Origin of the sequence: Bacillus sp. PDNC022 (assembly GCF_016919285.1) — a bacterium.
Taxonomy (GTDB): Bacteria; Bacillota; Bacilli; order Bacillales; family Bacillaceae; genus Bacillus; species Bacillus safensis.
This window is the reverse complement of the sequence record NZ_CP070345.1, coordinates 1,771,036-1,795,709: the sequence shown is the minus strand read 5'-3', so window position 1 is coordinate 1,795,709 and position 24,674 is coordinate 1,771,036. Positions and strand designations below refer to the sequence as shown.

Here is a 24,674-nt window from a genome sequence, read left to right as displayed (position 1 = left end):
ATACATCTAAAAGGAAACAGGGGTGTCATACATAAAAAAGCAGCCAGGACATAAAAATAAACAAGATAAAAGGAAGGAGTGACTAACGTGTCTACAAAGCAGCCGAAGAAAACATTGCCGCCTCAGCACCAAAATGAACGTCCGGGTCTTGAATATAAAATGAACCCTAGACCTGTCTTTGATCGTGAGGTGCAGGACAAAAAGTTAGCAGGAAAAACAGCCATTGTGACCGGAGGAGACAGCGGGATCGGAAGAGCAGTCTCTGTCTTATTTGCGAAGGAAGGTGCCAATGTCGCCATTGTTTACTTAAGTGAACATCGCGACGCCGAGGAGACGAAGGACTATATTGAGAAAGCGGGAGGCCGTGTCATCTTAATTGCAGGTGATTTAGGGGATGAGGCTTTTTCAAATGAGGTCGTCAAAAAAACAAAAGATGCTTTCGGGTCCATTGATATTTTGGTGAATAACGCCGGGGAACAGCATCCACAAAAAAGCATTGAGCAAATTACCTCGCATCAGCTTCTTCGGACGTTTCAAACGAATATTTTTGCCATGTTTTATTTAACAAAAGCTGTTCTTCCTCATTTAAAAAAAGGAAGCAGTATCATTAATACAGCATCTGTCACCGCCTATAAAGGGCATGAAACATTGATCGATTATTCATCCACAAAAGGGGCGGTCGTAACCTTTACGAGATCATTATCCTTATCGCTCATTAAACAAGGGATTAGAGTGAATGGGGTAGCTCCCGGCCCTATTTGGACACCGCTGATTCCATCAACCTTTACGGAAAAAGAAGTCTCTGAATTTGGCGGAGATGTCCCAATGGAACGTCCTGGTGAGCCAGTAGAGCTAGCGCCAAGTTATTTATTTTTAGCGAGCGAAGACTCATCTTATATGAATGGACAAATGCTGCATGTGAATGGCGGGACCATTTTAAATGGATAAACAAAAAACTTGCGGTAAAGAGACGAGTTGCTGTCTCTCTGCCGCAAGTAAAATCATCATGATTGATGTAAGCAGTGTTCTGCATATTGAACTGACAGGTCATTGAATCGCTTTTCATCACGCTGATCCAGTGCCTTATCAATCTCTTCTCTTAGGAAGGTTAAGCGCTGTTTATAAAGCGCTTCATCTAAAACCATTTGAATATAGATGTCTAAAATGGTGACGCCGTTTTCTTCGGTTTTTTGGGTGTTGCGGGACTTCATGAGCTCAGCATACGTTTTTTTCTCTTTCATAAAGAATCCCCCCGATGCCTTTTTTATAGTATATGGATTGGCGGAGAAAAAATCAACAAGAATTTATAATTTTTAGACAATTTATTTTTGAGCAGAATCGACACCTCTTGTCCAATCGACAGGATGTGATATATCTTTAAAAATGGCTTTTCGATAGATCGAATGGACTAAAAAATATGATAAAAAGATGATTTTTAATAAATTTTGAAAAAATCCTGTCGTTTCTTATATGTTGGTGATAGATTAATAGTATCTTAAATAACCAAATATTAACACAGGAGGAAATGAAGTGTCAGGAATTAGTGAAACACCTTTAGATTCATACGTCATTAATCAAACAACAATGGCGGTCCTTCCAGTTGAAGAAGGAAAAAGAGTATATTCAAAAGTCATAGAAAGAGAGACAAGCTTTTACGTTGAATTAAAACCCCTGCAAATTATTGAACGCAGCTGCAGATTCTTCGGCTCAAGCTATGCAGGCAGAAAGGCGGGAACATATGAAGTAACAGGAATTTCTCACAAACCTCCAATTGTGATTGACTCATCCAATCATCTGTATTTCTTCCCAACTTATTCATCCAACCGTCCTCAGTGCGGCTGGATCTCCCACAAATACATTCATACCTTCCAAGAATCATCCCTCGGAGACACGGTGGTTACCTTTACAAATGAGCAAACCGTCAAACTTGATGTCTCATATAAATCATTTGAGAGTCAGGTGCACCGAACAGCATATCTCCGAACGAAATTTCAAGATCGTCTGGATGGAGGTCTTCCTAAGAAACAAGAATTTATGCTGTATCCAAAGGAACAGCAGCTCAATCTCGTATACGATTTTATATTAAGAGAGCTTCGCAATAGATATTAGTCAAAAGCCAGCGGCAGAGCAGCCGCTGGACCTCTTATCAAGCATGGATGCAATGCAAAAAGGCGCCAATACATCATAAAGATGAATTCATTGAAACCAAATACGTATGTCTCGTCGTCTATTGGTCGTATTGGGAAATGACAGGGAAATGTGAATCCTTAGACGTGTTTTCATCCATTTACTCATAAATCACAGAAGTGACACGAGCTTGTCTGTTACAATAAAAGAAATTATTTCTTGCAAAGAATTCTTATGTGGTAAAGGATGCTCATATTTGACCGATATGAACGAATGGGATAAAGAAATGGAGGCTCTGTATGAAAAAACAATCACATTTGGTGCTGCTATTTATCCTAACAGTGACATTACTAGCAGCCTGTCAGCAAGCAGGTCAATCGCCTTCAAACCAAGACACGAAAGAAGCTGCTTATGAACAATGGGTTCAGTCTTATATGGATGAGTTAAATGAAGCATATGATAAGATGACCGATCAGTTTATCTCAGATGGACATGGAAAGATCCAAACAAATAAAAAATTGACAGAAGCGACGAAAGCATTTGATCGTGTGATTCAAAAAGGGCTTGATCATCAAGAAGTTCCAGCCGCTTATCAAAAGGCCGATCAACAATTAAAGACAGGTCTTACTTCCTTTGAAAAAGGGATCAGTAAGGTGGAAAAGCTCTTGAAGCATCCCGATCAAGAGAAGCTGTTTATTTCCGCCACCCATCATTTTCAGGATGGCTTGCAGCAGACAGCTGCATTTATTGAAGAAGTAGGTCAGATTCAGCAATCATCCTAAAAAAGCCCGGAAGGTTTACTTCCAGGCTTTTTTAGATGTGAAGTATTTTCTTTAAACGGTGAACGCCCTCTTGAATCATGCTTTCGTCGGTACAGGCGAATCCTAGCAGTAATCCCTTTCGGTTGCTTTCAAAACAATAAGGACTTAATGGATAAATGCCAACGCCAGCTGCTTTTGCTGCCTCAATGTTCCCTTTTTCATCAAAGACTTGCGCTCCTTCTAAAAAGACATGAAGACCCGTATCGGTTCCATAGATACGGAAGTGTTTGTCAAAGTGATGTGACAAAAGGGCTTCCATCATGGCTGCCTGTCTTTTTTTATATAGCTGTCTCATTCGCCTGACATACCGCGTGAATTCTCCTTCTTTGAAAAAAGAAGCGAGTGTGATTTGTTCCATAATGGGCAGCTGTCTTTGAATGAGTGATTGCAGTGCGGCAATTTCTTTCATGACGGCTTTGGAGCCGATAATGGCAGCTAGGCGGATGCCAGGTGCCAGCACTTTTGAGAAGCTTAAGATGTAAATCACATGGTCGGGTGCTTCTGAAAATAGGGTAGGGAGCGGCCCGCCATGGTAACGATAATCTCCATCAAAATCGTCCTCTAATATATAAGACTGATGGCTGACAGCAAACTTCAGCAGCTGCTGCCTTCTGTTTACACTCATACATACACCAGTTGGACGCTGATGGGAGGGCGTCACAGCAATCAGTTTTGTTCGCCGAGGCAATGTATTCACCACCATTCCTTCTTCATCAACTGGTGCGGGGTGAATGTTCATTTCGCGATGCATAAACGACAGCCTTGCCCCAGGGAAACCTGGATCTTCAACAGCCACCGTATCACCTTTTTTAAGCAATACCTGTGAAATTAAATCAATGGCTTGCTGCGTGCCACCCGTTAACACCATTTGATCTTCTTCTACATCGATCCCGCGTTCAACAGATAAGTATTGGCGTATTTCTGAACGCACTTCCCATAATCCATGCGGAGAGGAATAGCCCCAATCCTTCATATCTAATCGCTGTAATGCTTTCATGAGCGAGCGTTTCCATATGTTTTGAAAGTGGTCGTCGATGGCTGGCTCTTGATGTCGAAAATCAATATCAAGCTTCTCATGAAATTGATTGGCTGACAGCCAATGATCCATTTGTTTTTCGGCCTCTTCAAAGTGAGGTCTGATCGGAGGTAAGAAAGGCGGTTCACTTTGATGGGGAGGAGAAGCTGTATATTGATCACTTGAAATGATCTTTGTACCACCTCTTCTAGATGTGCTGACGTAGCCTCTTGCCAGCAGCTCATCGTAGGCAAGCTGTACGGTGGATCTTGATACATTAAGCTCCTGAGCCAACACTCTGGTCGGTGTTAACTGATCGTCGGGATGCAGTTTTTTTGAATGAATTTTTTGAATGATCTCAGTTACGATTTGCTGCCAGAGCGGGGTAGCGCTTGAATGGTCTAAATGAATATACATCGTGCACCTTCTCTCGTTTTCACATCATAAGTTGATGATGACACGGAATTATGGACTGGTCAATAGTGTCATTTTTGGATGTAGAAAGTAAGCCAAATGGTGTGTACACTGTTCTCATATGCAATGACATAGAGGAGAGAGTCAAATGATCCCAGCATCCAAAGAAGAAACGGCACACCTATCCATCATCCCGTTTATTTTCGTTTTACTTGGTCTTTTTATGATTACGATTGCTGTGAATCTGCAAGTGCCCCTTTATACGGCGTATGCAGAACAAGCAGGGTACGGAAAGGCAGCAACAGCACTTGTATTTGCCGCGTATGTCTTCGGACTCATTCCAGTTTTGCTTTTTCTTGGCGGCATTTCAGACCGGTCTGGTCGCAAACCGATTTTATTGGTCGCCCTTAGTTTTTCGTTATGTGCCACCTTGTTGATGATTGTGCACCCTTCCATACAGATGCTCTTTGCTGCCAGGCTGCTGCAAGGAGTCGGACTTGGTCTTAGTGTTGGAACATGCACCGCATATTTAATTGCTTTATATCCAGAGAAGTCAGGCTGGATTCCAACTTTTATTGCATTATGCAGTTCGGTTGGATTTGGGGGCGGTGCTCTTTTTACGGCACTTCTATCTTTTCAGCGTGTGTCGTTCACGCCGCTTAGCTATTGGATTGTGCTGGCCTTTTTGATTTTAACCATTGTGGGTGTCTTCTTTTTCGTGCCGCCTGTTCAAGGAGATTCAGGTAAACCGATAATGAATATGCCAAGATTTCCAAAAGGAACAATGCCGGCGAATGCAGCCATTGCTATCGCATGGTCGGTGTGCGGCCTGGTCATTTCGATTTTGCCAGCACAGCTTAAATTAAATGGTTATGAATTGTGGGTAGGGCCGGCGCTCTTTTTAATTAATATGGCAGGTGTCCTGATGCAGCCCTTTGTGCGCAAGATGAATAGCAGTACAGCGCTCCTTGCGGGGTTTATCTGTCTTCCATGCGGATATGGCCTCTTGCTATACGGTGCAAGCAGCGGGTCTATCTTCCTTGTGCTTGCCGGAACGATGCTGGCGGGTACTGCCTGCTATGGATTTACTTATTTAGGTGGACTTCAGCTCATTGTTGAGCGAGGGAAAAAGGAGGCGGCTAGAGCCGTTGCAGGGTATTACTTGTTTGCTTATTTAGGACTTGGTATTCCGAGTGTTTTTGTTGGACTCTTTGCTGATGTATACGGTACTCAGCTCGTATTAACCCTCTTTTTCTTGCTCGTTTTGGCTGCCTGCCTCATTCTATTGATCTCAGGTGTCAGACAGAAACAAAAGTAAGATGTCCATCTTTCTCTTTCTCCTCCAATTCGTTTAAACTATAGAGAGGAGAGGGGAAGATGAACATGAAAAAAGTGCAGCTTGATGGCGCAGCGTGCAGGTCGCAAGAAGAGCTTCATGACCAGCTAAAAACAGTTTTACACCTTCCTGACTATTACGGAAAAAATCTTGATGCCCTTTGGGACTGTTTGACAGGAGAGGTGACTCTTCCAGTAGAACTGACATGGGTGAATTTTCAAACGAGCAAAGACGCTCTTGGTGATTATGCTGAGAACTTGCGTCAGTTATTTCAAGAAGCAGAAGAAGAACTGAATGGACAATTTCAATTGACTATTCAATCATGATGAAAAAAACAGCCGCTGCCGCAGGCTGTTTTTTGAGTTTTCGGTTCTTGAATGTTTCAATAGATTGTCAATAGGTGAGCCCTCTGCTGATTTTTTATTGTGGATTCATAAAAATATGTTGCATGCAGGAAACTTTCATCAAAATATGTTATAGTGGAACCTACATTGATAGACTAAGATAGAGTGAGGGTTCGGAAAGGATGAAGGAAAAAAGATCAAAAAGAAGACTAAGGCCTTGGGTAAAAGCCGTGCTGTTTATTATGGCATTTGTCATGGTGATGGCAGTGTCCGTGACTGGATACGCATACTATAAAATTTCAAAAGCGTCGAATAAGGCGCAAGTATCATTAGAAAGAGGAGACACCTCGCAAAAGCGTGTGAAAGCTTTTGATCCAGGAAAGGACAGCTTTTCGGTGCTGCTGCTTGGAATTGACAGCCGTCCAGGTGAAACGGTAGACGAAGCAAGAAGTGATGCGGTCTTACTGGCGGCGGTAAATCGAACAGACAAAACCATTAAGCTTCTCAGTATTCCTCGTGATGCTTATGTGGATATACCGGGGAGAGGATATGATAAAATTGCTCACGCCCATGCGTTTGGGAGTGCAGATTTGTCAGTCAAAACGGTCGAAAACTTGTTGAACATTCCTGTAGACTATGTGATTTCAGGGAACTTTAAGGCGTTTCAAGACATTGTGGATGAGCTAAATGGAATTGACGTAACGATTAAAGATGAAGGTATCGCAAAACAAATGGAAAAGGATTCAAAAGGGAAAGTTCATGTGCAAACAGGAACACATACGTTAAATGGTGAAGAAGCTTTAGCCTTTGTGAGAACGAGAAAAGCAGACAGTGACCTCATGCGCGGAAAGCGCCAAATGGAAGCACTTCAAGCCATCTTTGAAAAATCTAAATCGATTTCTTCGATCCCGTCATACGACAACATCATTGATACGCTTGGTGATAATGTCTCAACCAATCTTTCCATGAAACAGTTCATCGGTCTTTTTCCATTACTGAGCTCATTGAAATCAGTGGATACTATTCAGCTAAAGGGCCATGATTATCAGCCTGGGAATGTGTATTACTTTGAGTTAGATGGACCAGGATTAGAAGAAGTCAGAACAGATCTGAGAAAACAGCTTGAATTATCATAAAGTAAGAAGGAGCCTGCCGCCGCGGCAGGCTTTTTTCTTTGAATGGGTACCACGCCGCATTTCAGCAAGAAATTAATTTGCTTGATGCAGAAAATAACCAGTCAGCAGTTCCTCTACTCGATGACGTATACGCGGATTAAAGTATTTATGCTTTTCTTCATAGCCATTTATGATAAATAGATACGTTGTGAATCCTTCATCGTGTTCAATTTGCTGTACCTTCATGTTTTCTTTACGTAAATGCTGCTTCAGTTCGTAAAGTGCTTTCTGTGCTTCCTTTAACACGGAGGTCAAAAGCTGAATGTATGGTTCATTTAATTTAAATGTTTGATGTTGTTTTAAGTGTGTCAGATCACGATTGAGGATGGAGATGACCATTGGGAGAAAGATGGCCTGTTCCATCATCTGAAGCTGTATTCTTGATAGTCTCGTCATGTCCAAGCCTGCTTTCTTTAAAAATAGAACAAGTGTTCCTATTTATTATATCGAATGAGTCAAACAATCTCAAGGGGGCGAGAGGGATTTATTTGTATATTTTTATGTTTTCCATGTAAAATGAAATGTAGACAAACATTGAAGGAGTCAAACAAGTTGACATCATATCTTTCTCTATTTACTCATGAAAATATCACATCATTTTTTGAAAGCTACAAGGCCTTTGGACCAATTGTTGCTATATTGCTTCCTCTGATTGAAGCATTTCTTCCGTTTTTACCACTCGTGGCGTTTGCGGTGGCAAATGCAAATGCATTCGGCCTTTGGGAAGGCTTTTTATTAACCTGGATCGGTGCAAGTGCAGGGTCTATTCTTGTCTTTTTACTGATCAGAAAATTTGGACAGATGAGAATGCTGAACTTTATTAGCAGACACCCTTCTATTAAGAAATTGATGCTTTGGGTGGAGAAGCGGGGATTCGGTCCGTTATTTATTTTACTCTGCTTTCCTTTTACACCTTCTGCTGCCGTCAATGTAGTAGCAGGCTTATCAAGAATTAGCATGTGGCAATTTGCACTAGCTGCTTTAGCTGGTAAGTGTGTCATGCTCTTTATCATTAGTTTTATCGGTTATGATCTTTCTGCTTTAGTAAAGAATCCGTTAAGAAGTGTTTTTGCGGTTCTAGTTATCGTTTTATTATGGTATGTTGGAAAGAGAGTAGAAAATAGGTTGAACATTCGAATGAGCAAGCGTGAGGACAAAGGAGGCTCTTAATGAAAAAGAAGCCATTGCTATGGTTGATGATTATTACATGCATCGTCTTATTGTTCCAGGTAAAGAATTTCATGTTTGTGAAGTATAAAGTAGAAGGGGTTAGTATGGACCCCACATTTACAGATGGAACAGAATTATTAATCAACAAGTTCTCGCCAAAACTCACGAAAATTAGCCGGTTTGATTATGTGTTATTTCACGGACCCAAAAATCAAATTTTGATCAAACGGGTCATTGGACTTCCAGGAGAATCAATCAAGTATGTAGATGATCAGTTATTTGTCGATGGGGCAAAATGGAAAGAACCGTATTTAAAAGAGCAGAAAAAACATAAAATGGGGAATGTCCTGACAGGAGATTTTCAGCTGAAAGCCATCACAGGACAAGATAAAATCAAAAAAAATCATTATTTCGTAATCGGAGATAACCGAATACATAGCTTCGACAGCCGGCATTTTGGAACGATTTCAAAGGATCAAGTAGTTGGTGTCAAAAGAAATCAGGATGAATAAAAAAAGAGGCGCTCTGCACATGCAAAGCGTCTCTTTTTTATTTTGCGGCTTTATATTCAGGATGTCTTTTCGCCCAGACATGATGTAAGAAACGAAAAAACGGTGGCAGCATCGCAATGACAAGAATGATTCTAACAACTTGTACAGCTACTACAAAGGTTGAGTCCTCATGGAGTGTGACTGCTGTTGTTGCCATTTCTGCAATACCGCCAGGCGAAAAGGCAAGAATGGCTGTAATGACAGAAATGCCTGTGACCTCTGCAATGGCAATTGAACTGAGAACCGTTGCAGCAATCAGTCCAGCTGAGCTGACGACAGCTACAATTAACGTGTTTTTAAGCCCGACAAACATCTGTTTATTCATTTTTGAACCGATGGTTGCACCTAGAAATACCTGTGATGCGATATTCGCTTGTGCTGGCCAATAAGGAATCAAATCGTGACCTATGAGCGCACCTGCACCTACTTGAAGAGCTGCAACTCCTAACATGCTCCCAATCAGCCAAGGGGCAGGGAAATGAAGCCGAACCGCGAGGCGTGACATAAGCCAGGCACCTAAAATAAGTGCAGCAGTCCACGAGATATTTGACAGGGTGAAAACGCCGGATGAAAAGGCGCTCCCTTGCACGGTTGCAGCTGCATCCGCTGGATTTTTTGTATTTAAATAGAACACCGTAAATGGGATGGTGAGTACCACCATTAATACACGTGTTGTTTGTACGAGACTGACAACGGCTGTATTTGCTCCAACCTCTTGGGCAATCCCTGGCATAGCAGATAAACCGCCTGGGGCTGTTCCGACAAAGCTGGTCAGCATATCTGTTTTACTCAGCTTCCATAAGGCAAAGCCAGAGAGCATCGCCAGTAGAATAGAAAAAACGAGCATGAAACTCACAGGGAGCCAATGTTCAGCGAAAATATGAAGAACTTTCATGTTCATTTTCTGTCCGAGTTCGATTCCGAGAATACATTGACCAAGGAGTAGCCATCTGCTGTGAATACGCAAGGTGTTGTTTTCTTTACGCTGAAACAGGGTGGGACGTCGCATGGCAATAAATGCAGCTGTGATTAATGTACCGACCATCCAGCCAATAGACATTCCTGTTAAAGACAAAAGAAATCCACCTAAACCGCTTATCGCGATCAAAATGAGATCGGTTCGAAGGCTGTTTCCTTGTTTCATCACATGTAAACCTTCTTCCTATAAATTTGTTCAGTAAGTGAAATGTTGTTATCTTTACTATAATACAAAAGTCTCTATAAATAAAATACGAATTTTTTTACCTTTTTCATAAGATTATCTTATCAAGAGCTTGACAGCATCTTGATAAAAGTGAAGATATAATTTTTACCAAAAACAAAAACAATATACAACGATTTTCCCCTATTTTAGTTATAAGTTGACTATCATTTTCAATTACACTACAATCCTTAGTGTGAGGTGATTACATGAAAATTCCTTCTTTTAAATATAATGAAAAGGGATTGAATCGTTTTTTTGGTCCTTTAGAGGGAAGAATTATGGAGATCCTTTATCAAGGTGAGGATATGCCGATTAAAGAAGTGCAGCAGAAGCTGTCAGATGAAAAGCCGATTAATTTCAACACGGTGATGACTGTGCTGAACCGCTTAACCGAAAAGGGAATTGTGGAGAAGAAAACAAAAGGGCGTTCATCTATTTATAATCCCATTTTAACAAAAGAAGAATTTCTAAATGAGCAGACAAAATGGATTACGCAAGGGCTGATGGACGATTTTGGTCCACTGGCAGTGAATCATATGGTGGATGCAATTGAAAGTGCTGACCCTGAATTACTCAAAGTGCTTGAAGCGAGGCTGGCATCCAAAAAAGAGGAGCAGCAAAATGAATAAAATGAAATCGAGTCTGCTATTTTTAGGCGGTATATTGATTGGTTTAACGATTTTTTATCAGATGGGGTATTACGTGCTTTCAAGCTTTTTTGGCTGGAATCAAACATATAATCTGATTCATGTATGCCAGTCTGTTCTCGAATTCTATGGATTCACTCCTTTGAAATATTTCCTTGATGCTTTAGTCCTCTACACGTTGGGATTTGCGATTTTCTATATGACGAAACAAATCAAAATGTACATTCAATTCAAGCAAAATCTGATGCTTGCAGTCGATCACCAGTCGACCGAATCTTTATCTGAGAAATATGCAAATGACATCATTGTGTTTCATTGTCATGAACCGCTTGCTTTCGCCATGGGAATGCTTCACCCAAAGGTCTACTTATCAACGTCTCTCATGGATATGCTGGATGAAGAGGAGATTGACGCTGTGGTTCATCATGAATTGCACCATAAATACAGCTATGATCCTTTAAAGGCCTTCACATTCTCAATGCTCACAAAAGTTATTTGGTACATTCCGGTGTTAAAGCATATGAGACAAAGCTATTCCATTTTTCGTGAAGTGATCGCAGATGACTATGCGATTCGGCAGACAGGCACTGAGCTTGGAGTAGGGCAAGCCCTTTTGAAACTCATTAAAAAGAGAACTCAGTTTCAAAAACAAACGAAGTTTGCGGTATCCTTTGGAGATCGGGCATTGAATTTAAGAATACAGAAGATCTTAAACCCAACATACAATATTCCTTTCAATGTACCCATCATTCCCATTGTCACATCAACGATCCTCATGGTGGCCTTAATGATTATGCTTAACCTAAATTACTAATTTTTTTTACTTATTAACATTACATTATGTAGTGTAAAAACAGGAGGAAATCACTATATGAAAACGAATCAAGAAATAGGAACACTTTTTGTACGTGTTATTTTAGGTATTATCTTCTTTCTACACGGACTTCAGGCATATCAAGGAGGTCTGGGAGGAACAGCGGCATTCTTTGGACAAATCGGTATACCGGAATTTATGGCCTATATTGTAAAGACAATTGAGCTGGTCGGTGGTATCGCCTTGATTTTAGGTCTAGGAACACGTATTTTCGCAGCATTATTTGTACCAATTATGGCTGTGGCGATTATTACGGTTGGTTTTTCTAAAGGATTTGTTGGCGGTTATGAATTTGAACTATCGCTGCTCGTCATGGCGCTTTATTTAACACTTAGCGGCAGTAAGATGCTATCCATTGATGGGATGCTGAAACATCAGCAGCAAAGCAATGAAGCAAAATTTCATTAAACGATCATGAAAAAAACTCCTTCTGCTATTTGTGGCAGAGGAGTTTTTTTATTTATCAAATTGTCGTTTTCACGTTTGAAAAAGTGAAAGAGATGAGAGGTTTGCTGAGGATCGTCCTTTATTTTATAGATTGAATGAATAAAAAGACAATTTCATTTTTTGACGGAACATACGATCTCCTATTAAAATAGGACTATCTAAGACACATGGTGCGTTAAAAGATATAAAAACCATACAGCATGCTGCTGTTCATCTTGAGCGATACGTTTCATCAGCTCTTTTGTTCCTTGATCCCGGACATAATCTGATACCGTTAAGTAAAAATCGACCGTTTTTTGTTCATCTTTAAATGCGAAAAGAAGCCCTTCTCTAAATTGATCTGGACAAGGTTCTGTTACGCTTGGTTTGTGGTTTTTACCTGTTAGAGAATAATATAGCTTTGAAAATAGTTGATAGTGTCTGACTTCATCCTGGCGTATTTCTTGAATGATTTTTTTTGCCTCAGGAGTTTTTGCTCTTTGGGCAAGTTTTTCGTAACATTGGATCGCAGAATATTCACCATTGATTGCTTTTTCAAGGTCTGAAATGATTCTTGTGTTTTGGCGCATGTCATATGGCGAGTAGTCGTAATAACCGTAATACATGATATTGCCAGCCTCCTTTGAGTTCATGATGGTTTATGATATGAGAAGAGTGAGGAAAGGTGCCTATATCTTTTTTAGGGAGGAGAAGGGGAAAATAGCTATTTACTTTTATTTTCGCTAGAATATGAGTACATAAGAAAGGTGTTGTGGAGCGTGGAGATTCAGTTTTTAGCAGGCAGATCGGGGAGTGGAAAAACGACTGCAATCTTAGAGGAAATCATAGAACAGCTTCGGCATGATCCGTTGGGTCCGCCAATCATTTTTTTAGTCCCGGATCAAATGACATTCTTAATGGAATATGAGCTTGCAAAAACGTCTGAAGCTGGCGGGATGATCAGGGCCAAAGTATTTAGTTTCACGCGTCTTGCTTGGTCTATTTTACAGCAGACTGGCGGAGCGAACCGGCAATTTGTGACAAGCACAGGAATTCAAATGCTTTTAAGAAAAGTGATTGAAGAGGAGAAAGAAAAGTTTAAGGTATTCAAAAAAGCGAGCGATAAGCCGGGGTTTGTGGAGCAAATCGAAAAGACGATGGCTGAGTTCAAGAGATACTGCATGCTGCCGGAGGATATTGAAAAAATTTCATTATCGAGCATGCATTCAGAGTATACGGAAGAAAGACGGGCAGCTGAGAAATTGCATGATCTGCATGTTCTTTATCAGCAGATGGAGCAGCATTTACAAGATGAATATGTGCACTCCGAAGACTATTTGACGCTTCTCACGCAGCAAATTCCTTTATCTGAAGAAATAAAAGGAGCACACATTTATATAGATGGTTTTTATCAATTTACACCGCAGCAGCTTCTCGTCATTGAACAGCTTCTGCTGCATGCTGAGAAAATAACTGCTGCGTTCACAGTGGATCGTTCCTATCATGATAAGCAGCCAAATGAACTTGATTTATTTCGTATGACAGGTAAAACGTATTTCCAGCTCTATCAGCTTGCAAGAGAGTGCGGAGCGGCCATTTCTGAGAACATTTTGGAGGGAAATAACCGTCATCTTCATACGCCAGATCTTGCTTATTTAGAACGCCAATATGAGCAGAGACCGGTGCAGCCATATCAGGAAGTCACCCCTCATCTCACAGTATCTAAAAGTGCAAGTAAACGAGCTGAAATTGAGGGAGCAGCGAGAGAAATTCTTCATTTAGTGAGAGAAGAAGGGCTCAGACTGCGGGATATTTCGATTGTAGCGCGGCATGTAGACGACTATAAAGATACGTTAAAAGAGGTTTTTCGAGATTATGATATTCCATTTTTTATTGATGGAAATGAATCGATGCAGTATCATCCGCTCATTGAATTGATTCGTTCGAGCTTGGATGTCATAAAAGGAAACTGGCGGTATGAGGCCGTGTTTCGCTGCGTGAAGACAGAGTTCTTATTTCCGCTCGAACTTGCCAAAAACAAAGCGAGAGAACAGGCAGATCAGCTTGAAAACTACTGTATTGCTTATGGTGTAAAAGGAGAACGCTGGACAAACGGTTCCCGTTTCCATTACAGACGATTCCAATCCTTAGATGAGGATTTTGGACAAACAGATCAAGAAATTGAAATGGAACAGATGCTGAATGATGTAAAGGAATGGATCGCACCCCCGCTTTTCCAGTTGCAAAAAAGGCTGAAAAAAGCGCAAAAGGTCAAAGACATGGTGGAGGCAGTCTATGTCTTTTTAGAGGAAATACAAGTGCCGGAAAAACTTGAAAAGGCCAGGCTGGAGGCTGAGGAAGCAGGTAGATTAGCTGAAGCCATGCAGCATGGACAAGTATGGGATGCTGTCATTCAATTAATGGATGAATTTGTTGAAATGCTCGGTGAGGAGGAGCTCTCATTTCCTTTATTCCAACAGATGATGGATACAGGACTCGCCTCTCTAAAATTCGCTTTAATTCCGCCTTCACTCGACCAAGTATTTATCGGAAGTATGGATTTATCGAGAATGTATCAAGTGAAGTGCATGTTTATCATTGGGGTAAATGATGGCGTTATTCCCGCACGCCCTTCTGACGAAAGTGTTTTGTCTGAGGATGACCGGGAATGGTTAAAACGAGCAGGAGCAGAGCTTGCAGAGACAGGAAAGGAACGGCTGCTAGATGAGCAATTTTTAATATACCAAGCGCTTTCGAGTCCATCCCATCATTTGTATCTGTCTTATTCGGTGTCAGATGAAGAGGGGCGCTCTCTATTGCCTTCGACTCTTATCAAGTATTGTCAGGAACTTATGCCGAATCATCAGCGTGCTTTGTATGTGTTAGACCCGGAACAGCTGGATGACGAGGAGCAATTAAAATTTGTAGCGAATGAGCATGTCTCGTTATCTTATACCGTCTCACAGCTGCAACAATGGCTCAACCAATATCCCATCAGTGGTGTATGGTGGAGTGTCTATAATTATTTGATGACGTCATCTCATCGGGATGTTTCGAAAAATATCTTGTCGAGTTTGTTTTTTACAAATCGAGCGAAGCGCTTAAAACCGAACGTCACAAAAGAACTTTACGGTGATCACATTCAAGGCAGTGTTTCAAGAATGGAGAAATTCAATGCGTGTGCGTTTTCTCACTTTGCTTCCCACGGGTTAAAACTAAAAGACCGGCAATTTTATAAACTGGAAGCACCTGATATCGGCCAGCTGTTTCACTCAGCTTTAAAGCATATTTCAGATACGCTTGTTGAACAAAAAAAGGATTGGAAAAACCTAACGAAGGAAGACTGTGTCACTTATTCAAGACATGCAATCGAACAGCTTGCTCCGCGTCTTCAAAAGGAAATTCTATTAAGCTCTAATCGGCATGCTTATATTAAAGAAAAGCTCCAGAAAATCTTGATTCGAGTCTCTTCTATCTTAAGTGAGCATGCAAAAGTGAGTGGATTTTCTCCCGTTGGGCTTGAGTTAGGCTTTGGCGGTCAAGGACCTTTGCCGCCGTTTACTTTTCAATTGAAAAATGGCTGCACGATGGAGCTTGTCGGAAGAATTGACCGGGTGGATAAAGCAGAAGGTTCAAAAGGGCTGCTGTTGAGAATCGTCGACTACAAATCGAGTGAGAAAGGTCTTGATCTAGCAGAAGTATATTATGGACTGGCCTTGCAAATGCTCACTTACTTAGACCTGACCATTACGTATTCGAAGGAATGGCTCGGCGTAGAAGCAACACCAGCTGGCATTTTATATTTCCATATTCATGATCCGCTCATTCAAGCACCGATTCCGCTTGCAGAGGATGAAATTGAGCAAGAAATATTCAAGAAATTTAAAATGAAAGGTCTATTGCTTGAAGATGTAGAAGCGGTAAAGCTAATGGATCAAACGCTTGAAACAGGAAGATCACAAGTCATTCAAGCCGGCTTGAAAAAGGATGGGTCTTTCCGTTCTGACTCTGCTGTTTTAAGTGAAGATCATTTTCATATACTCACACAGCATGTTCGGCGCACGTTTGAAGAGGCAGGCGAAAGAATTACAAATGGCGAGGTAGCCATTAATCCATATAAATTGAAGGATCAAACACCATGCCGCTTTTGTTCATTTAAGTCTATTTGCCAATTTGATGAATCGATAGAGGATAATGAATTTAGAGTGCTTTCATCTGAAAAGGATGATGTCGTGATAGACCGGATCAAAAAAGAAGGGGATCAGTATGCAAATACCAAAACCGAATAACAGTACTTGGACGGATGACCAGTGGGAAGCCATCGTTTCAGAAGGACAAGATATCCTTGTTGCGGCGGCGGCAGGGTCAGGTAAAACAGCTGTTTTGGTTGAACGGCTGATTCGAAAAATGACCCGTCCTGAAGATCCAGTTGATGTGGATCGTCTGCTCGTTGTGACTTTCACAAATGCATCTGCGGCAGAGATGAAACATCGGATCACAGAAGCACTTGAAAAGGAATTAGCCAAGAACCCTGGGTCCCTTCATATGAGAAGACAGCTGTCACTCATGAATCGTGCCAATATTTCTACCTTGCACTCTTTTTGCTTACAGGTGCTGCGTACCTTTTACTATGAGATTGACCTTGATCCAGGCTTTCGTTTGGCTGATCAAACAGAAGGAGAATTATTAGGAGATGAAGTGTTAGATGAACTGTTTGAGGATGAATATAAGGCTGGAAAGCCAGCGTTCTTTGAACTGGTTGATCGTTATACTTCTGACCGTCATGATTTAGACTTGCAATGGCTTGTGAAGAGAATTTATGAGTTTTCCAGATCTCACCCTTCACCTGAGCAATGGATGAGGGCATTCCTTTCTCTTTATGATGTAGATGCTCAAACAAAAGTAGAACAATTACCGTTTTATCCATATATCAAAGAGGATCTTTCTCTCGTTTTTCGAAGCTGTCTGGAACTGCTCGAACGAGCTCTCGCTCTATCAAAAGAACCGGGCGGTCCAGCACCGAGAGCAGAGAATTTTATAGATGATTTAGAGCAAGTCAATGAATTGATCAGGCATCAAGATGATTTTGAGAAGCTTTACGAGCTTTTGCCAAACATTAATTTTAAAAGGCTCAAAATATGTAAAGGGGACGAATATGACCCTGTGCTGTTAGAAAAAGCCACAGATGCACGCAATCAAGCAAAAAAACAATTAGAAAAGCTCAAAGATGAATACTTTATGCGAAGTCCCGCCCAGCATTTGAAAAGCTTAGCTGAAATGAAGCCAGTGGTCGAAACACTTGTGGAGCTTGTCATCCAATTTGGACAGCGATTCGAAAGAGCGAAGCAAGAAAAATCAATCGTGGACTTTTCGGATTTAGAGCATTATTGCTTACGCATTTTAGCGGAGCAGGACGCGGAAGGAAATTTGATCGAAACAGAAGCGGCCAAGTACTATCAACAGCAGTTTGAAGAAGTACTCGTTGATGAATACCAAGATACAAACCTTGTACAAGAAACGATTTTAAAGCTTGTATCTAAAGGGGAACATGCTGCAGAGGGCAACCTGTTTATGGTTGGTGATGTAAAGCAGTCTATTTATCGTTTTAGACTGGCTGAACCCATGCTCTTTTTAAACAAATATAAACAATTTAAACCAGATGGCAAAGAAACAGGGAAGAGAATTGATTTAAATAAAAACTTTCGCAGCCGTTCAGATGTGTTAGACAGTACGAACTTTTTGTTCAAACAGCTGATGGGGGAAACAGTTGGAGAAATTGAATATGATGAACAAGCTGAATTAAAGCTTGGAGCGAGTTATCCAGAAAGTAAAGATACAACGACAGAAATGCTCCTTGTTCATTTAGATCAACAGGAAGCAGAAACTGACGAAGAGCGGGAAGAACTAGAGACCGTACAGCTTGAAGCGAGAGTCATTGCTAAAAAAATAAGAGAATTGGTAGAGCAGCCATTTCAAGTGTACGATGCAAAACAGCAAATGACCCGTAATTTGCAGTATCGGGACATTGTGATTTTACTTCGCTCCATGCCGTGGGCCCCACAAATGATGGAGGAATTGAAGAAGCAGGGGATTCCTGTGTATGCGAATCTTTCCTCTGGTTATTTTGAAGCAACAGAGGTGTCTGTGATTCTTTCTCTGTTAAAAGTCATCGATAATCCATATCAGGATATCCCGCTTGCAGCTGTATTAAGATCACCAATTGTTCATTTAGACGAAAATGAAATGGCACTGATCCGCACGAGTGATAAGAAAGGCACTTATTATGATGCTGTGAAAGCATTTATGAGTGTGACTCATTCAGATCACCCTACATGCAAAAAACTAGAACAATTTTTCAGGTTGCTGCGTAAGTGGCGTGATTTCTCCATGAATCATTCAGTAGCGGAATTGATTTGGGAAGTATACCGCGATACGCAGTATCTAGATTACGTTGGCGGGATGCCTGGAGGCAAGCAGAGACAGGCGAACCTCCGTGCTCTTTATGATCGAGCGAAGCAGTATGAAAAAGCTGCCTTTAGAGGGCTGTTCCGTTTTCTTCGCTTTATTGAAAGAATGCAGGAGCGTGGAGATGATCTTGGTGCGGCAAAAACGTTCAGTGAAACAGAGGACGTTGTTCGCATGATGACGATCCACAGCAGTAAAGGATTAGAATTTCCAATCGTCTTTACCGCAGGACTCGGCAGGAACTTTAATATGATGGACTTAAACCAGTCCTACTTGCTTGATAAAGAATTAGGATTTGGAAGCAAATATATTCATCCAGAGCTGAGAATTAGTTATGCAACATTACCGCTTGTGGCGATGAAAAAAAAGATGAGAAAAGAGCTATTATCTGAAGAGCTGAGAGTTCTATATGTGGCGCTCACAAGGGCTAAGGAAAAATTATTTCTGGTCGGCTCTGTCAAAAATCAGGTGAAAGCATTAAGCAAATGGCAAAATGCTGCAACCGGAGAGGACTGGCTGATCCCTGATTTTGAACGTTATCAATCGAAAACATACTTAGATTTTATTGGTCCTGCTCTTATCCGTCACCAAGCGATGTCATCTATTTTAGAAGAAACAGGTAATGTCGTTCTGTCGCATCCATCAGTATTCACGATCTCATTTACTCAAGCTTCTGATCTTCTAAAAGAAGATATGTCACTTGAAAAGAAGCAGCAAGATGAGGTGGTACAAGCATTGATGGACGGTCTGCCTGTTGAAGGATATGGTGATGCTGATGAGAAAGTAGCAGAGAGACTTTCATGGAGATACCCATATTTAGCGGCCTCACAAGTCGGTACAAAGCAGTCTGTTTCTGAGATAAAAAGAATGAAAGAAATACAGGATGAGTACAGTGTTCCTTCTTCTCTTCGAAAAGCTCGTACAACGTTGTATGACCGTCCGGCTTTCATGAAGAAAAAAGCACTGACTGCCGCAGAGCAAGGCACCGCAATGCACACAGTCATGCAGCATATTCCGCTTCCTTCTGATGTGCTCTATGATGATTCACGTATACAGCAGCTGCTTGATTCCTTACAGCAGAGAGACTTACTAACAAATGAACAAGTCCAGTCAATTGATCAAGAAGGAATTACAGCTTTCTTCTCTACTTCTATTGGTCAAAAGCTGCAAAAAGCGGACTGGGTGAAACGAGAAGTGTCATTTAGTATGGTGTTACCAGTTAAAGAGGTATACAGCCATATTGATGCAGAGGGAGAGCCTGTCCTTATTCAAGGGATGATTGACTGTTTATTTGAAACGGACGGAAAGCTATATTTACTAGATTATAAAACCGATAGAGTGCAAGGCAGATATACAGGCGGCCTTGAAGCAGCTGCGCCTATTTTGAAAAAGCGCTATGAAACTCAAATAGCGTTATATGCAAAAGCAGTAGAACGTTTAACAAACAGAACATTAGAGGAGAAAATTCTTTATTTCTTTGACGGGAATTTAGAAATTTCTTTATAAATGTATCGGAATGAGAGGTGAATCACATGAGGATTCTGCATACGGCGGATTGGCATTTAGGAAAAACCCTTGAAGGCCGAAGCCGGCTTGATGAGCAAGCACAGTTTTTAGATGAGCTGTATCAAATCGTAAAAGACGAACACATTGATGTCATTGTGATGGCTGGAGACGCCTTTGATACAGTGAATCCGCCTGCTAGAGCAGAGCAGCTTTTTTATGAAAGTCTATCCGCCTTATCTGATAAAGGAAAACGTCAGGTCGTGGTCATCTCAGGCAACCATGATAATCCGGATCGCTTATCCGCCGCATCCCCTTTAACAAATGATCAGGGGATTCATTTAATTGGATATCCGACAAATGACATCATCCGCGTCGATGTTCCTTCTTCGAGTGAACGTTTATCCATTGCAGCTCTTGCTTATCCGTCTGAGGCGAGATTAAACGAGGTGCTGGCTGAAACATTTGAAGAGAAATTGCTTCGTGATCATTACAATTTAAAAATACATCAAGCATTCCAACATCTGAGCGCTCAATTTCAAGCCGATACAGTCAATATCGCAACGAGCCATATTTATGTGGCAGGAGGAAGTCAAACAGATTCAGAAAGACCGATTGAAGTAGGCGGCGCATATACCGTTGCGGCTGAAAGTCTGCCAGAAGCAGCCTGCTATGTTGCTCTTGGTCATTTGCACCGCCCGCAAACCATCAAACGTGCCAAAACGATTGCCCGCTATTCCGGGTCACCTCTTGCTTACAGCTTTTCTGAATCAGGATATGCCAAATCAGTCACGATTGTAGAGGCAAAACCTAATGAAAAAGCAAGCTGGAAAGAAGTGTTGTTATCAAGCGGAAAACCACTTGTGAAATGGAAGGCGACTGAGGGACTGAGCCAAGTACACGAGTGGCTGGATGAAAAACGGGATCTTCAGGCATGGATTGATTTAGAGATTCATTTAACTGATCAGCTCTCTATTGAAGAGATCCATCAGCTCCGAAAGCAGCATAGCGGGTTTGTCCACATTAGACCAAAATTTAAAGAACTGCAGCAAATGGAAGAACAAAAACAAGTCGAAAAGCTCTCAATCGAAGAGCGGTTCGTGAAATTTTATGAGCGCCAGACAGGCGGCGGTTTACCTGATGAAAAAACAGTCAAGCTGTTTTTAGAGCTCGCCAATGAAATGCAAGAGGAGGAAGCGACTTGAAGCCGATTACGCTAACCATTAAAGGACTTCATAGCTTCAGAGAAGAACAAACAATTGACTTTAGCTCATTATGTGATGCTGGTGTATTTGGCATTTTTGGACCGACAGGAAGCGGAAAGTCTTCCATATTAGACGCCATGACCCTGGCACTCTATGGCAAAGTGGAACGTGCGCTAAATAATACACATGGTATTTTGAACCAAGCGGAAGAAAAGCTGTCAGTTTCCTTTACGTTCGCTTTACAAAAGGAACATCACATCTCTTATAAAGTCGAACGTGCTTTCAAGCGGGCAGATGAAATGAAAGTCAGAACGACACTATGCCGTTTGATTGAAATTGGTGATACGCAGACAGTTCTTGCTGATAAAGCGAGTGAGGTTAATCGTAAAATAGAAGAATTACTCGGGTTAACCATCGATGATTTTACGCGAGCGGTTGTCTTACCTCAAGGGAAGTTTGCAGAATTCCTTTCCCTAAAAGGAGCCGATAGACGACAAATGCTTCAGCGTTTGTTTAACCTAGAGAAGTATGGGGATCAGCTCGTCAAACGTTTGCGCGCGAAGGCGCAGAATCAATATGGACAAAAAAACGAACTGCTGGCTGAGCTGAATGGTTTAGGTGAAGCTGGCCCAGAGGCACTGGCAAAGGCAAAGGAAGCGGCTGAGCAGGCAAAGGCTATTTTTCATGAGAAAAAACAAGCGCGGGATGAAGCGTTCACTGCTTTTACAAAGGCGCAAACGATTTGGCAGTATCAAAAGGAACAAGAAGCTTATGAGACGGAATTAAACAATCTGAATCAACTGACACCATCAATGGAAGAGAAAAAGGCCAAGCTTCATATCGCTGAGCAGGCAGAGGCATTAAAGCCGTATGCGGATGCATTAACAAAGGCTGAAAATCAGCTTTCTCAAGCATTAAAAGAAAAACAGGAAGCAGAAAATCAGCTGCTGCATCAACGAACGATCTATGATCAAATGACGCAGGACTATGAGCAAGCCAGACAAAAGAAAATAGAAACCGAACCAGAACTTCTCCAAAAGAAAGAGCAGCTGATTCAGCTAAAGGAAATTGAACGGAAAAAAAAGGCGGCTCTTCAGGAAAAGACGGCAATCGAACAGCAAAAAAATGCTACAGCGCAGCAATTATTACAAAAAAAAGAAGAAGCAGACAATCTACAATCTTTGTTAGAACGTGCACTGGCAAAACAAACACAGCTGAAGCGTGAGCTGGAGCAATTACAAGTCTCTGTAAAAGAACGGAAAAGTGTACAGGATGCTTTGCGTTTAAGCGAAAATGTTCAAAGAATACATCAGAGCATACACAAGGAAGAACAAAAGATGGAGGAGCTCAAAAAGCGATCATTACAGACCGCAGCAGCATATGAAAAGCTTCAAAAACAGCAAAAAGACCATCATGAAAAAATAGACCAATCGTTTCAAGCGATTGAACAGCTCTATTTCTATGTATGTGAATTCGAACGCGCTTTTACAGAATGGAGTAAAAGAGAACAAAGTCAGAAACTCGAAAAATTAAAACAGCGTGACGCTGTTAGGGCGGCAGAATTAAGAAAAGAATTAGCAGCAGAGCTCGTAGATGGTGAGCCATGTCCTGTTTGTGGATCGATTCATCATGATCCAAAAGCATTGGAAAACAATGACCATGAAGAAACTGTGGCACAAATTGATGAAGTGATTCAAAGGATGGACAAGGAGCTCAAGCAGGCAGAGGAATATACAAGAGACATGTATGCCGCCAAGCAGCTATTGGAAACGCACGCCCATCAATTAGTAAAGCAGTTTGCCTTTTTATCTCAGAAAGCGCCTGGTGCGGAAGTTGCTGCAGCAGTAGAAGCTGTGCAAAATCCGGAGTCCTTGCAGTATCTCATGCAAGAATGGAAAGGCTTGAAACAAGATATTCAAGAAGTTGAACGTAAACGAGCTCGTTTAATGGATGAAACACACGATCAAGCAGCAGAGATAAGCAAGATGAATGATCAAATGACATTTGAACAGCAGCGTATCGCAGAATTAGGTGGGCTGATCAAGGAGCTTCGATCTGAGCTTTCAGAGCAAACGTCTCAATTTGAACAGACCTTCCCGCGCTTTACATTGCATCAAGTACAAGAGATGCAAAAGCAGATCGATGAAAAGGACCAGCAAGCGGAAGGCTATAAAGAGCGTATTGAGAAAAGTATTTCATTTTTGGAAGAAAAGCAGCAGGCAAAAGAACAGCTGCAAACAGCCATATATGATGTAGAGAAGGAACTTGATAAACTAGCGCATCAGCTGGAAAGCCAGCAGCAGCTCATTCATCAATATGAAACAGATTTAGGGAGATATCCATTAAAAGCTGTCTCTATTTCTGATGAACTGATCGAGGTTGAACACACGCTTGCTCGTCTCAATGAAATGGAACAGCAATCGTACAAGCAATTACAGCACGCGCAGGAGCTGTTTAGTGAAGCACAAAGTCATTTTTCAAGCTGTGAGCGTCAGCTTCAAGAGGCTGACCGAAGAAAACAAGAAGCAAGTGCAGCATGGGCTAAAGAATCGGAGTCTTCTCCTTTTGATAAGCCTCAAGAGATTGAATCTGCTTTCATGAATCAGGGAGTACGTCAATCGGTTAAACAAGAAATTGACGAATTTGAGGATAAAAGAAAGCAATGTGCCGCAAACTTAAAGCGAATTTCTGAACTGCTGAAAGATGAGTCACTAGATGAAAAGCAATGGACTGACATTCAACTGAGAAAAGAAGCGGCAGAAAAGGCATTGGAAGAAGCAACAGTGATGAGCGGATCTGCATATGAACATCTGCGCGTAATAGAAGAAAATCACCAGCGCTTTGCAAGTATTCATGAACGCTTGGCAGAGCTCCAGCAAGAAATTGATCGGCTCGATAAGCTGCAAACCGTTTTTAAAGGAAATACATTTGTTGAGTTCTTAGCAGAAGAACAGCTGGAAAGTGTCAGTCGTGATGCATCTGCCCGTCTTGGTATTTTGACAAGACAAAGGTATGCGATTGAGGTTGATTCAGAAGGCGGTTTTGTTATGCGTGATGATGCGAATGGCGGTGTCAGACGTCCAGTGTCCAGCTTATCCGGCGGGGAAACTTTCCTGACGTCGCTTGCGCTTGCATTAGCTCTTTCAGCGCAGATTCAGCTAAGAGGTGAGTTTCCGCTGCAATTCTTTTTCCTTGATGAAGGCTTCGGTACCCTTGATCAAGACTTGCTTGATACGGTGATTACCGCATTAGAGAAGTTACAATCCCAAAACTTAGCTGTTGGTGTCATTAGCCATGTGGAAGAATTGAAAATGCGGCTGCCGAAAAAACTGATTGTCCATCCAGCAGATCCAAGCGGGAAAGGGACAACAGTCTCAATGGAATTAATGTGAATATT

20 protein-coding genes are annotated in these 24,674 nt (G+C 41.5%); 15 read left to right on the top strand and 5 right to left on the bottom strand.

The window, feature by feature from the left end; translation table 11 throughout:
- The first annotated feature begins 87 nt into the window (after positions 1–87).
- Positions 88–948, top strand: coding sequence for an SDR family oxidoreductase (locus tag JVX94_RS09380; protein WP_024425480.1), 861 nt, complete (start codon positions 88–90; stop codon positions 946–948).
- 56 nt (positions 949–1,004) lie between these two features.
- Here JVX94_RS09380 and JVX94_RS09375 read toward each other — a convergent pair whose 3' ends face one another.
- Positions 1,005–1,241 (bottom strand): IDEAL domain-containing protein, encoded by a 237-nt coding sequence (locus JVX94_RS09375; protein ID WP_095408140.1) that lies wholly within the window; start codon positions 1,239–1,241, stop codon positions 1,005–1,007.
- A 289-nt stretch (positions 1,242–1,530) separates the two neighbouring features.
- On the opposite strand from JVX94_RS09375, the gene JVX94_RS09370 reads away from it, so the two are divergent.
- Positions 1,531–2,109: a competence protein ComK gene (locus tag JVX94_RS09370; protein WP_024425481.1), complete on the top strand. Its 579-nt coding sequence runs from the start codon at positions 1,531–1,533 to the stop codon at positions 2,107–2,109.
- 317 nt (positions 2,110–2,426) lie between these two features.
- Complete coding sequence (locus JVX94_RS09365) at positions 2,427–2,909, top strand: hypothetical protein (protein WP_111290187.1); 483 nt, start codon at positions 2,427–2,429, stop codon at positions 2,907–2,909.
- Between the two features lie 31 nt (positions 2,910–2,940).
- Here the strand turns inward: JVX94_RS09365 and pdxR are convergent, their stop codons facing one another.
- Entirely contained in the window at positions 2,941–4,380 is a 1,440-nt protein-coding gene (pdxR, locus tag JVX94_RS09360) for a MocR-like pyridoxine biosynthesis transcription factor PdxR (protein ID WP_205185398.1), read from the bottom strand.
- Between the two features lie 145 nt (positions 4,381–4,525).
- Between pdxR and JVX94_RS09355 the strand changes: the two genes are divergently transcribed.
- The 3 genes from JVX94_RS09355 to JVX94_RS09345 all read left to right on the top strand — a co-directional run bounded on the left by JVX94_RS09355 (position 4,526) and on the right by JVX94_RS09345 (position 7,193).
- The gene (locus JVX94_RS09355) at positions 4,526–5,695 is read left to right on the top strand and encodes an MFS transporter (RefSeq protein ID WP_205185395.1); all 1,170 of its coding nucleotides are present in this window, start codon (positions 4,526–4,528) and stop codon (positions 5,693–5,695) included.
- A 65-nt stretch (positions 5,696–5,760) separates the two neighbouring features.
- Positions 5,761–6,039 (top strand): barstar family protein, encoded by a 279-nt coding sequence (locus JVX94_RS09350; RefSeq protein ID WP_111290257.1) that lies wholly within the window; start codon positions 5,761–5,763, stop codon positions 6,037–6,039.
- Positions 6,040–6,239: 200 nt separating this feature from the next.
- Positions 6,240–7,193 carry an LCP family protein gene (locus JVX94_RS09345; RefSeq protein ID WP_095408144.1) on the top strand — a complete coding sequence of 318 codons (954 nt, stop codon included), beginning with the start codon at positions 6,240–6,242 and terminating at the stop codon, positions 7,191–7,193.
- Between the two features lie 72 nt (positions 7,194–7,265).
- Here JVX94_RS09345 and JVX94_RS09340 read toward each other — a convergent pair whose 3' ends face one another.
- Positions 7,266–7,628 (bottom strand): YhjD family protein, encoded by a 363-nt coding sequence (locus JVX94_RS09340; RefSeq protein WP_205185392.1) that lies wholly within the window; start codon positions 7,626–7,628, stop codon positions 7,266–7,268.
- A 120-nt stretch (positions 7,629–7,748) separates the two neighbouring features.
- On the opposite strand from JVX94_RS09340, the gene JVX94_RS09335 reads away from it, so the two are divergent.
- Entirely contained in the window at positions 7,749–8,402 is a 654-nt protein-coding gene (locus JVX94_RS09335) for a TVP38/TMEM64 family protein (protein WP_481748189.1), read from the top strand.
- Positions 8,402–8,914 (top strand): signal peptidase I, encoded by a 513-nt coding sequence (lepB, locus tag JVX94_RS09330; RefSeq protein ID WP_047202354.1) that lies wholly within the window; start codon positions 8,402–8,404, stop codon positions 8,912–8,914. Before JVX94_RS09335 ends, lepB begins: the two co-directional genes overlap by 1 nt.
- Before the next feature lie 37 nt (positions 8,915–8,951).
- Here the strand turns inward: lepB and JVX94_RS09325 are convergent, their stop codons facing one another.
- Positions 8,952–10,097, bottom strand: a complete 1,146-nt coding sequence (locus JVX94_RS09325) for an AbrB family transcriptional regulator (RefSeq protein ID WP_205185535.1) — start codon at positions 10,095–10,097, stop codon at positions 8,952–8,954.
- A gap of 266 nt (positions 10,098–10,363) precedes the next feature.
- On the opposite strand from JVX94_RS09325, the gene JVX94_RS09320 reads away from it, so the two are divergent.
- From JVX94_RS09320 to JVX94_RS09310, 3 genes are read left to right on the top strand one after another with little or no spacing between them, the layout of a single operon-like run.
- Positions 10,364–10,786: a BlaI/MecI/CopY family transcriptional regulator gene (locus JVX94_RS09320; RefSeq protein WP_024425495.1), complete on the top strand. Its 423-nt coding sequence runs from the start codon at positions 10,364–10,366 to the stop codon at positions 10,784–10,786.
- Positions 10,779–11,618 carry a M56 family metallopeptidase gene (locus JVX94_RS09315; RefSeq protein WP_205185387.1) on the top strand — a complete coding sequence of 280 codons (840 nt, stop codon included), beginning with the start codon at positions 10,779–10,781 and terminating at the stop codon, positions 11,616–11,618. The genes JVX94_RS09320 and JVX94_RS09315 overlap by 8 nt, the downstream gene beginning before the upstream one ends.
- Before the next feature lie 57 nt (positions 11,619–11,675).
- A complete protein-coding gene (locus JVX94_RS09310) occupies positions 11,676–12,086 on the top strand; it encodes a DoxX family protein (RefSeq protein ID WP_025093362.1) in 411 nt (136 codons plus the stop codon).
- Between the two features lie 197 nt (positions 12,087–12,283).
- On the opposite strand, the gene JVX94_RS09305 is transcribed toward JVX94_RS09310, so the two are convergent.
- Entirely contained in the window at positions 12,284–12,730 is a 447-nt protein-coding gene (locus JVX94_RS09305) for a ferritin-like domain-containing protein (protein ID WP_048238419.1), read from the bottom strand.
- Positions 12,731–12,883: 153 nt separating this feature from the next.
- Here JVX94_RS09305 and addB point away from each other — a divergent pair, with 153 nt between their 5' ends.
- Genes addB through JVX94_RS09285 form a run of 4 tightly spaced genes read left to right on the top strand, consistent with a single transcriptional unit; the run spans position 12,884 to position 24,669 of the window.
- Positions 12,884–16,393 (top strand): helicase-exonuclease AddAB subunit AddB, encoded by a 3,510-nt coding sequence (gene addB, locus JVX94_RS09300; RefSeq protein ID WP_205185384.1) that lies wholly within the window; start codon positions 12,884–12,886, stop codon positions 16,391–16,393.
- On the top strand, positions 16,371–20,075 hold the full coding sequence (gene addA / locus JVX94_RS09295) for a helicase-exonuclease AddAB subunit AddA (protein WP_205185382.1): 3,705 nt from the start codon (positions 16,371–16,373) through the stop codon (positions 20,073–20,075). Before addB ends, addA begins: the two co-directional genes overlap by 23 nt.
- Before the next feature lie 26 nt (positions 20,076–20,101).
- On the top strand, positions 20,102–21,277 hold the full coding sequence (gene sbcD / locus JVX94_RS09290) for an exonuclease subunit SbcD (RefSeq protein ID WP_205185379.1): 1,176 nt from the start codon (positions 20,102–20,104) through the stop codon (positions 21,275–21,277).
- Positions 21,274–24,669 (top strand): AAA family ATPase, encoded by a 3,396-nt coding sequence (locus tag JVX94_RS09285; protein WP_205185377.1) that lies wholly within the window; start codon positions 21,274–21,276, stop codon positions 24,667–24,669. Before sbcD ends, JVX94_RS09285 begins: the two co-directional genes overlap by 4 nt.
- The last annotated feature ends 5 nt before the right edge of the window (positions 24,670–24,674 follow it).

Coding starts and splice junctions, on each gene's coding strand:
- JVX94_RS09375 (WP_095408140.1), bottom strand. CDS start 1,241: ATGAAAGAGAAAAAAACGTATGCTGAGCTCATGAAGTCCCGCAACACC.
- JVX94_RS09365 (WP_111290187.1), top strand. CDS start 2,427: ATGAAAAAACAATCACATTTGGTGCTGCTATTTATCCTAACAGTGACA.
- pdxR (WP_205185398.1), bottom strand. CDS start 4,380: ATGTATATTCATTTAGACCATTCAAGCGCTACCCCGCTCTGGCAGCAA.
- JVX94_RS09355 (WP_205185395.1), top strand. CDS start 4,526: ATGATCCCAGCATCCAAAGAAGAAACGGCACACCTATCCATCATCCCG.
- JVX94_RS09350 (WP_111290257.1), top strand. CDS start 5,761: ATGAAAAAAGTGCAGCTTGATGGCGCAGCGTGCAGGTCGCAAGAAGAG.
- JVX94_RS09345 (WP_095408144.1), top strand. CDS start 6,240: ATGAAGGAAAAAAGATCAAAAAGAAGACTAAGGCCTTGGGTAAAAGCC.
- JVX94_RS09340 (WP_205185392.1), bottom strand. CDS start 7,628: ATGACGAGACTATCAAGAATACAGCTTCAGATGATGGAACAGGCCATC.
- JVX94_RS09335 (WP_481748189.1), top strand. CDS start 7,749: ATGAAATGTAGACAAACATTGAAGGAGTCAAACAAGTTGACATCATAT.
- lepB (WP_047202354.1), top strand. CDS start 8,402: ATGAAAAAGAAGCCATTGCTATGGTTGATGATTATTACATGCATCGTC.
- JVX94_RS09325 (WP_205185535.1), bottom strand. CDS start 10,097: ATGAAACAAGGAAACAGCCTTCGAACCGATCTCATTTTGATCGCGATA.
- JVX94_RS09320 (WP_024425495.1), top strand. CDS start 10,364: ATGAAAATTCCTTCTTTTAAATATAATGAAAAGGGATTGAATCGTTTT.
- JVX94_RS09315 (WP_205185387.1), top strand. CDS start 10,779: ATGAATAAAATGAAATCGAGTCTGCTATTTTTAGGCGGTATATTGATT.
- JVX94_RS09310 (WP_025093362.1), top strand. CDS start 11,676: ATGAAAACGAATCAAGAAATAGGAACACTTTTTGTACGTGTTATTTTA.
- JVX94_RS09305 (WP_048238419.1), bottom strand. CDS start 12,730: ATGTATTACGGTTATTACGACTACTCGCCATATGACATGCGCCAAAAC.
- addA (WP_205185382.1), top strand. CDS start 16,371: ATGCAAATACCAAAACCGAATAACAGTACTTGGACGGATGACCAGTGG.
- sbcD (WP_205185379.1), top strand. CDS start 20,102: ATGAGGATTCTGCATACGGCGGATTGGCATTTAGGAAAAACCCTTGAA.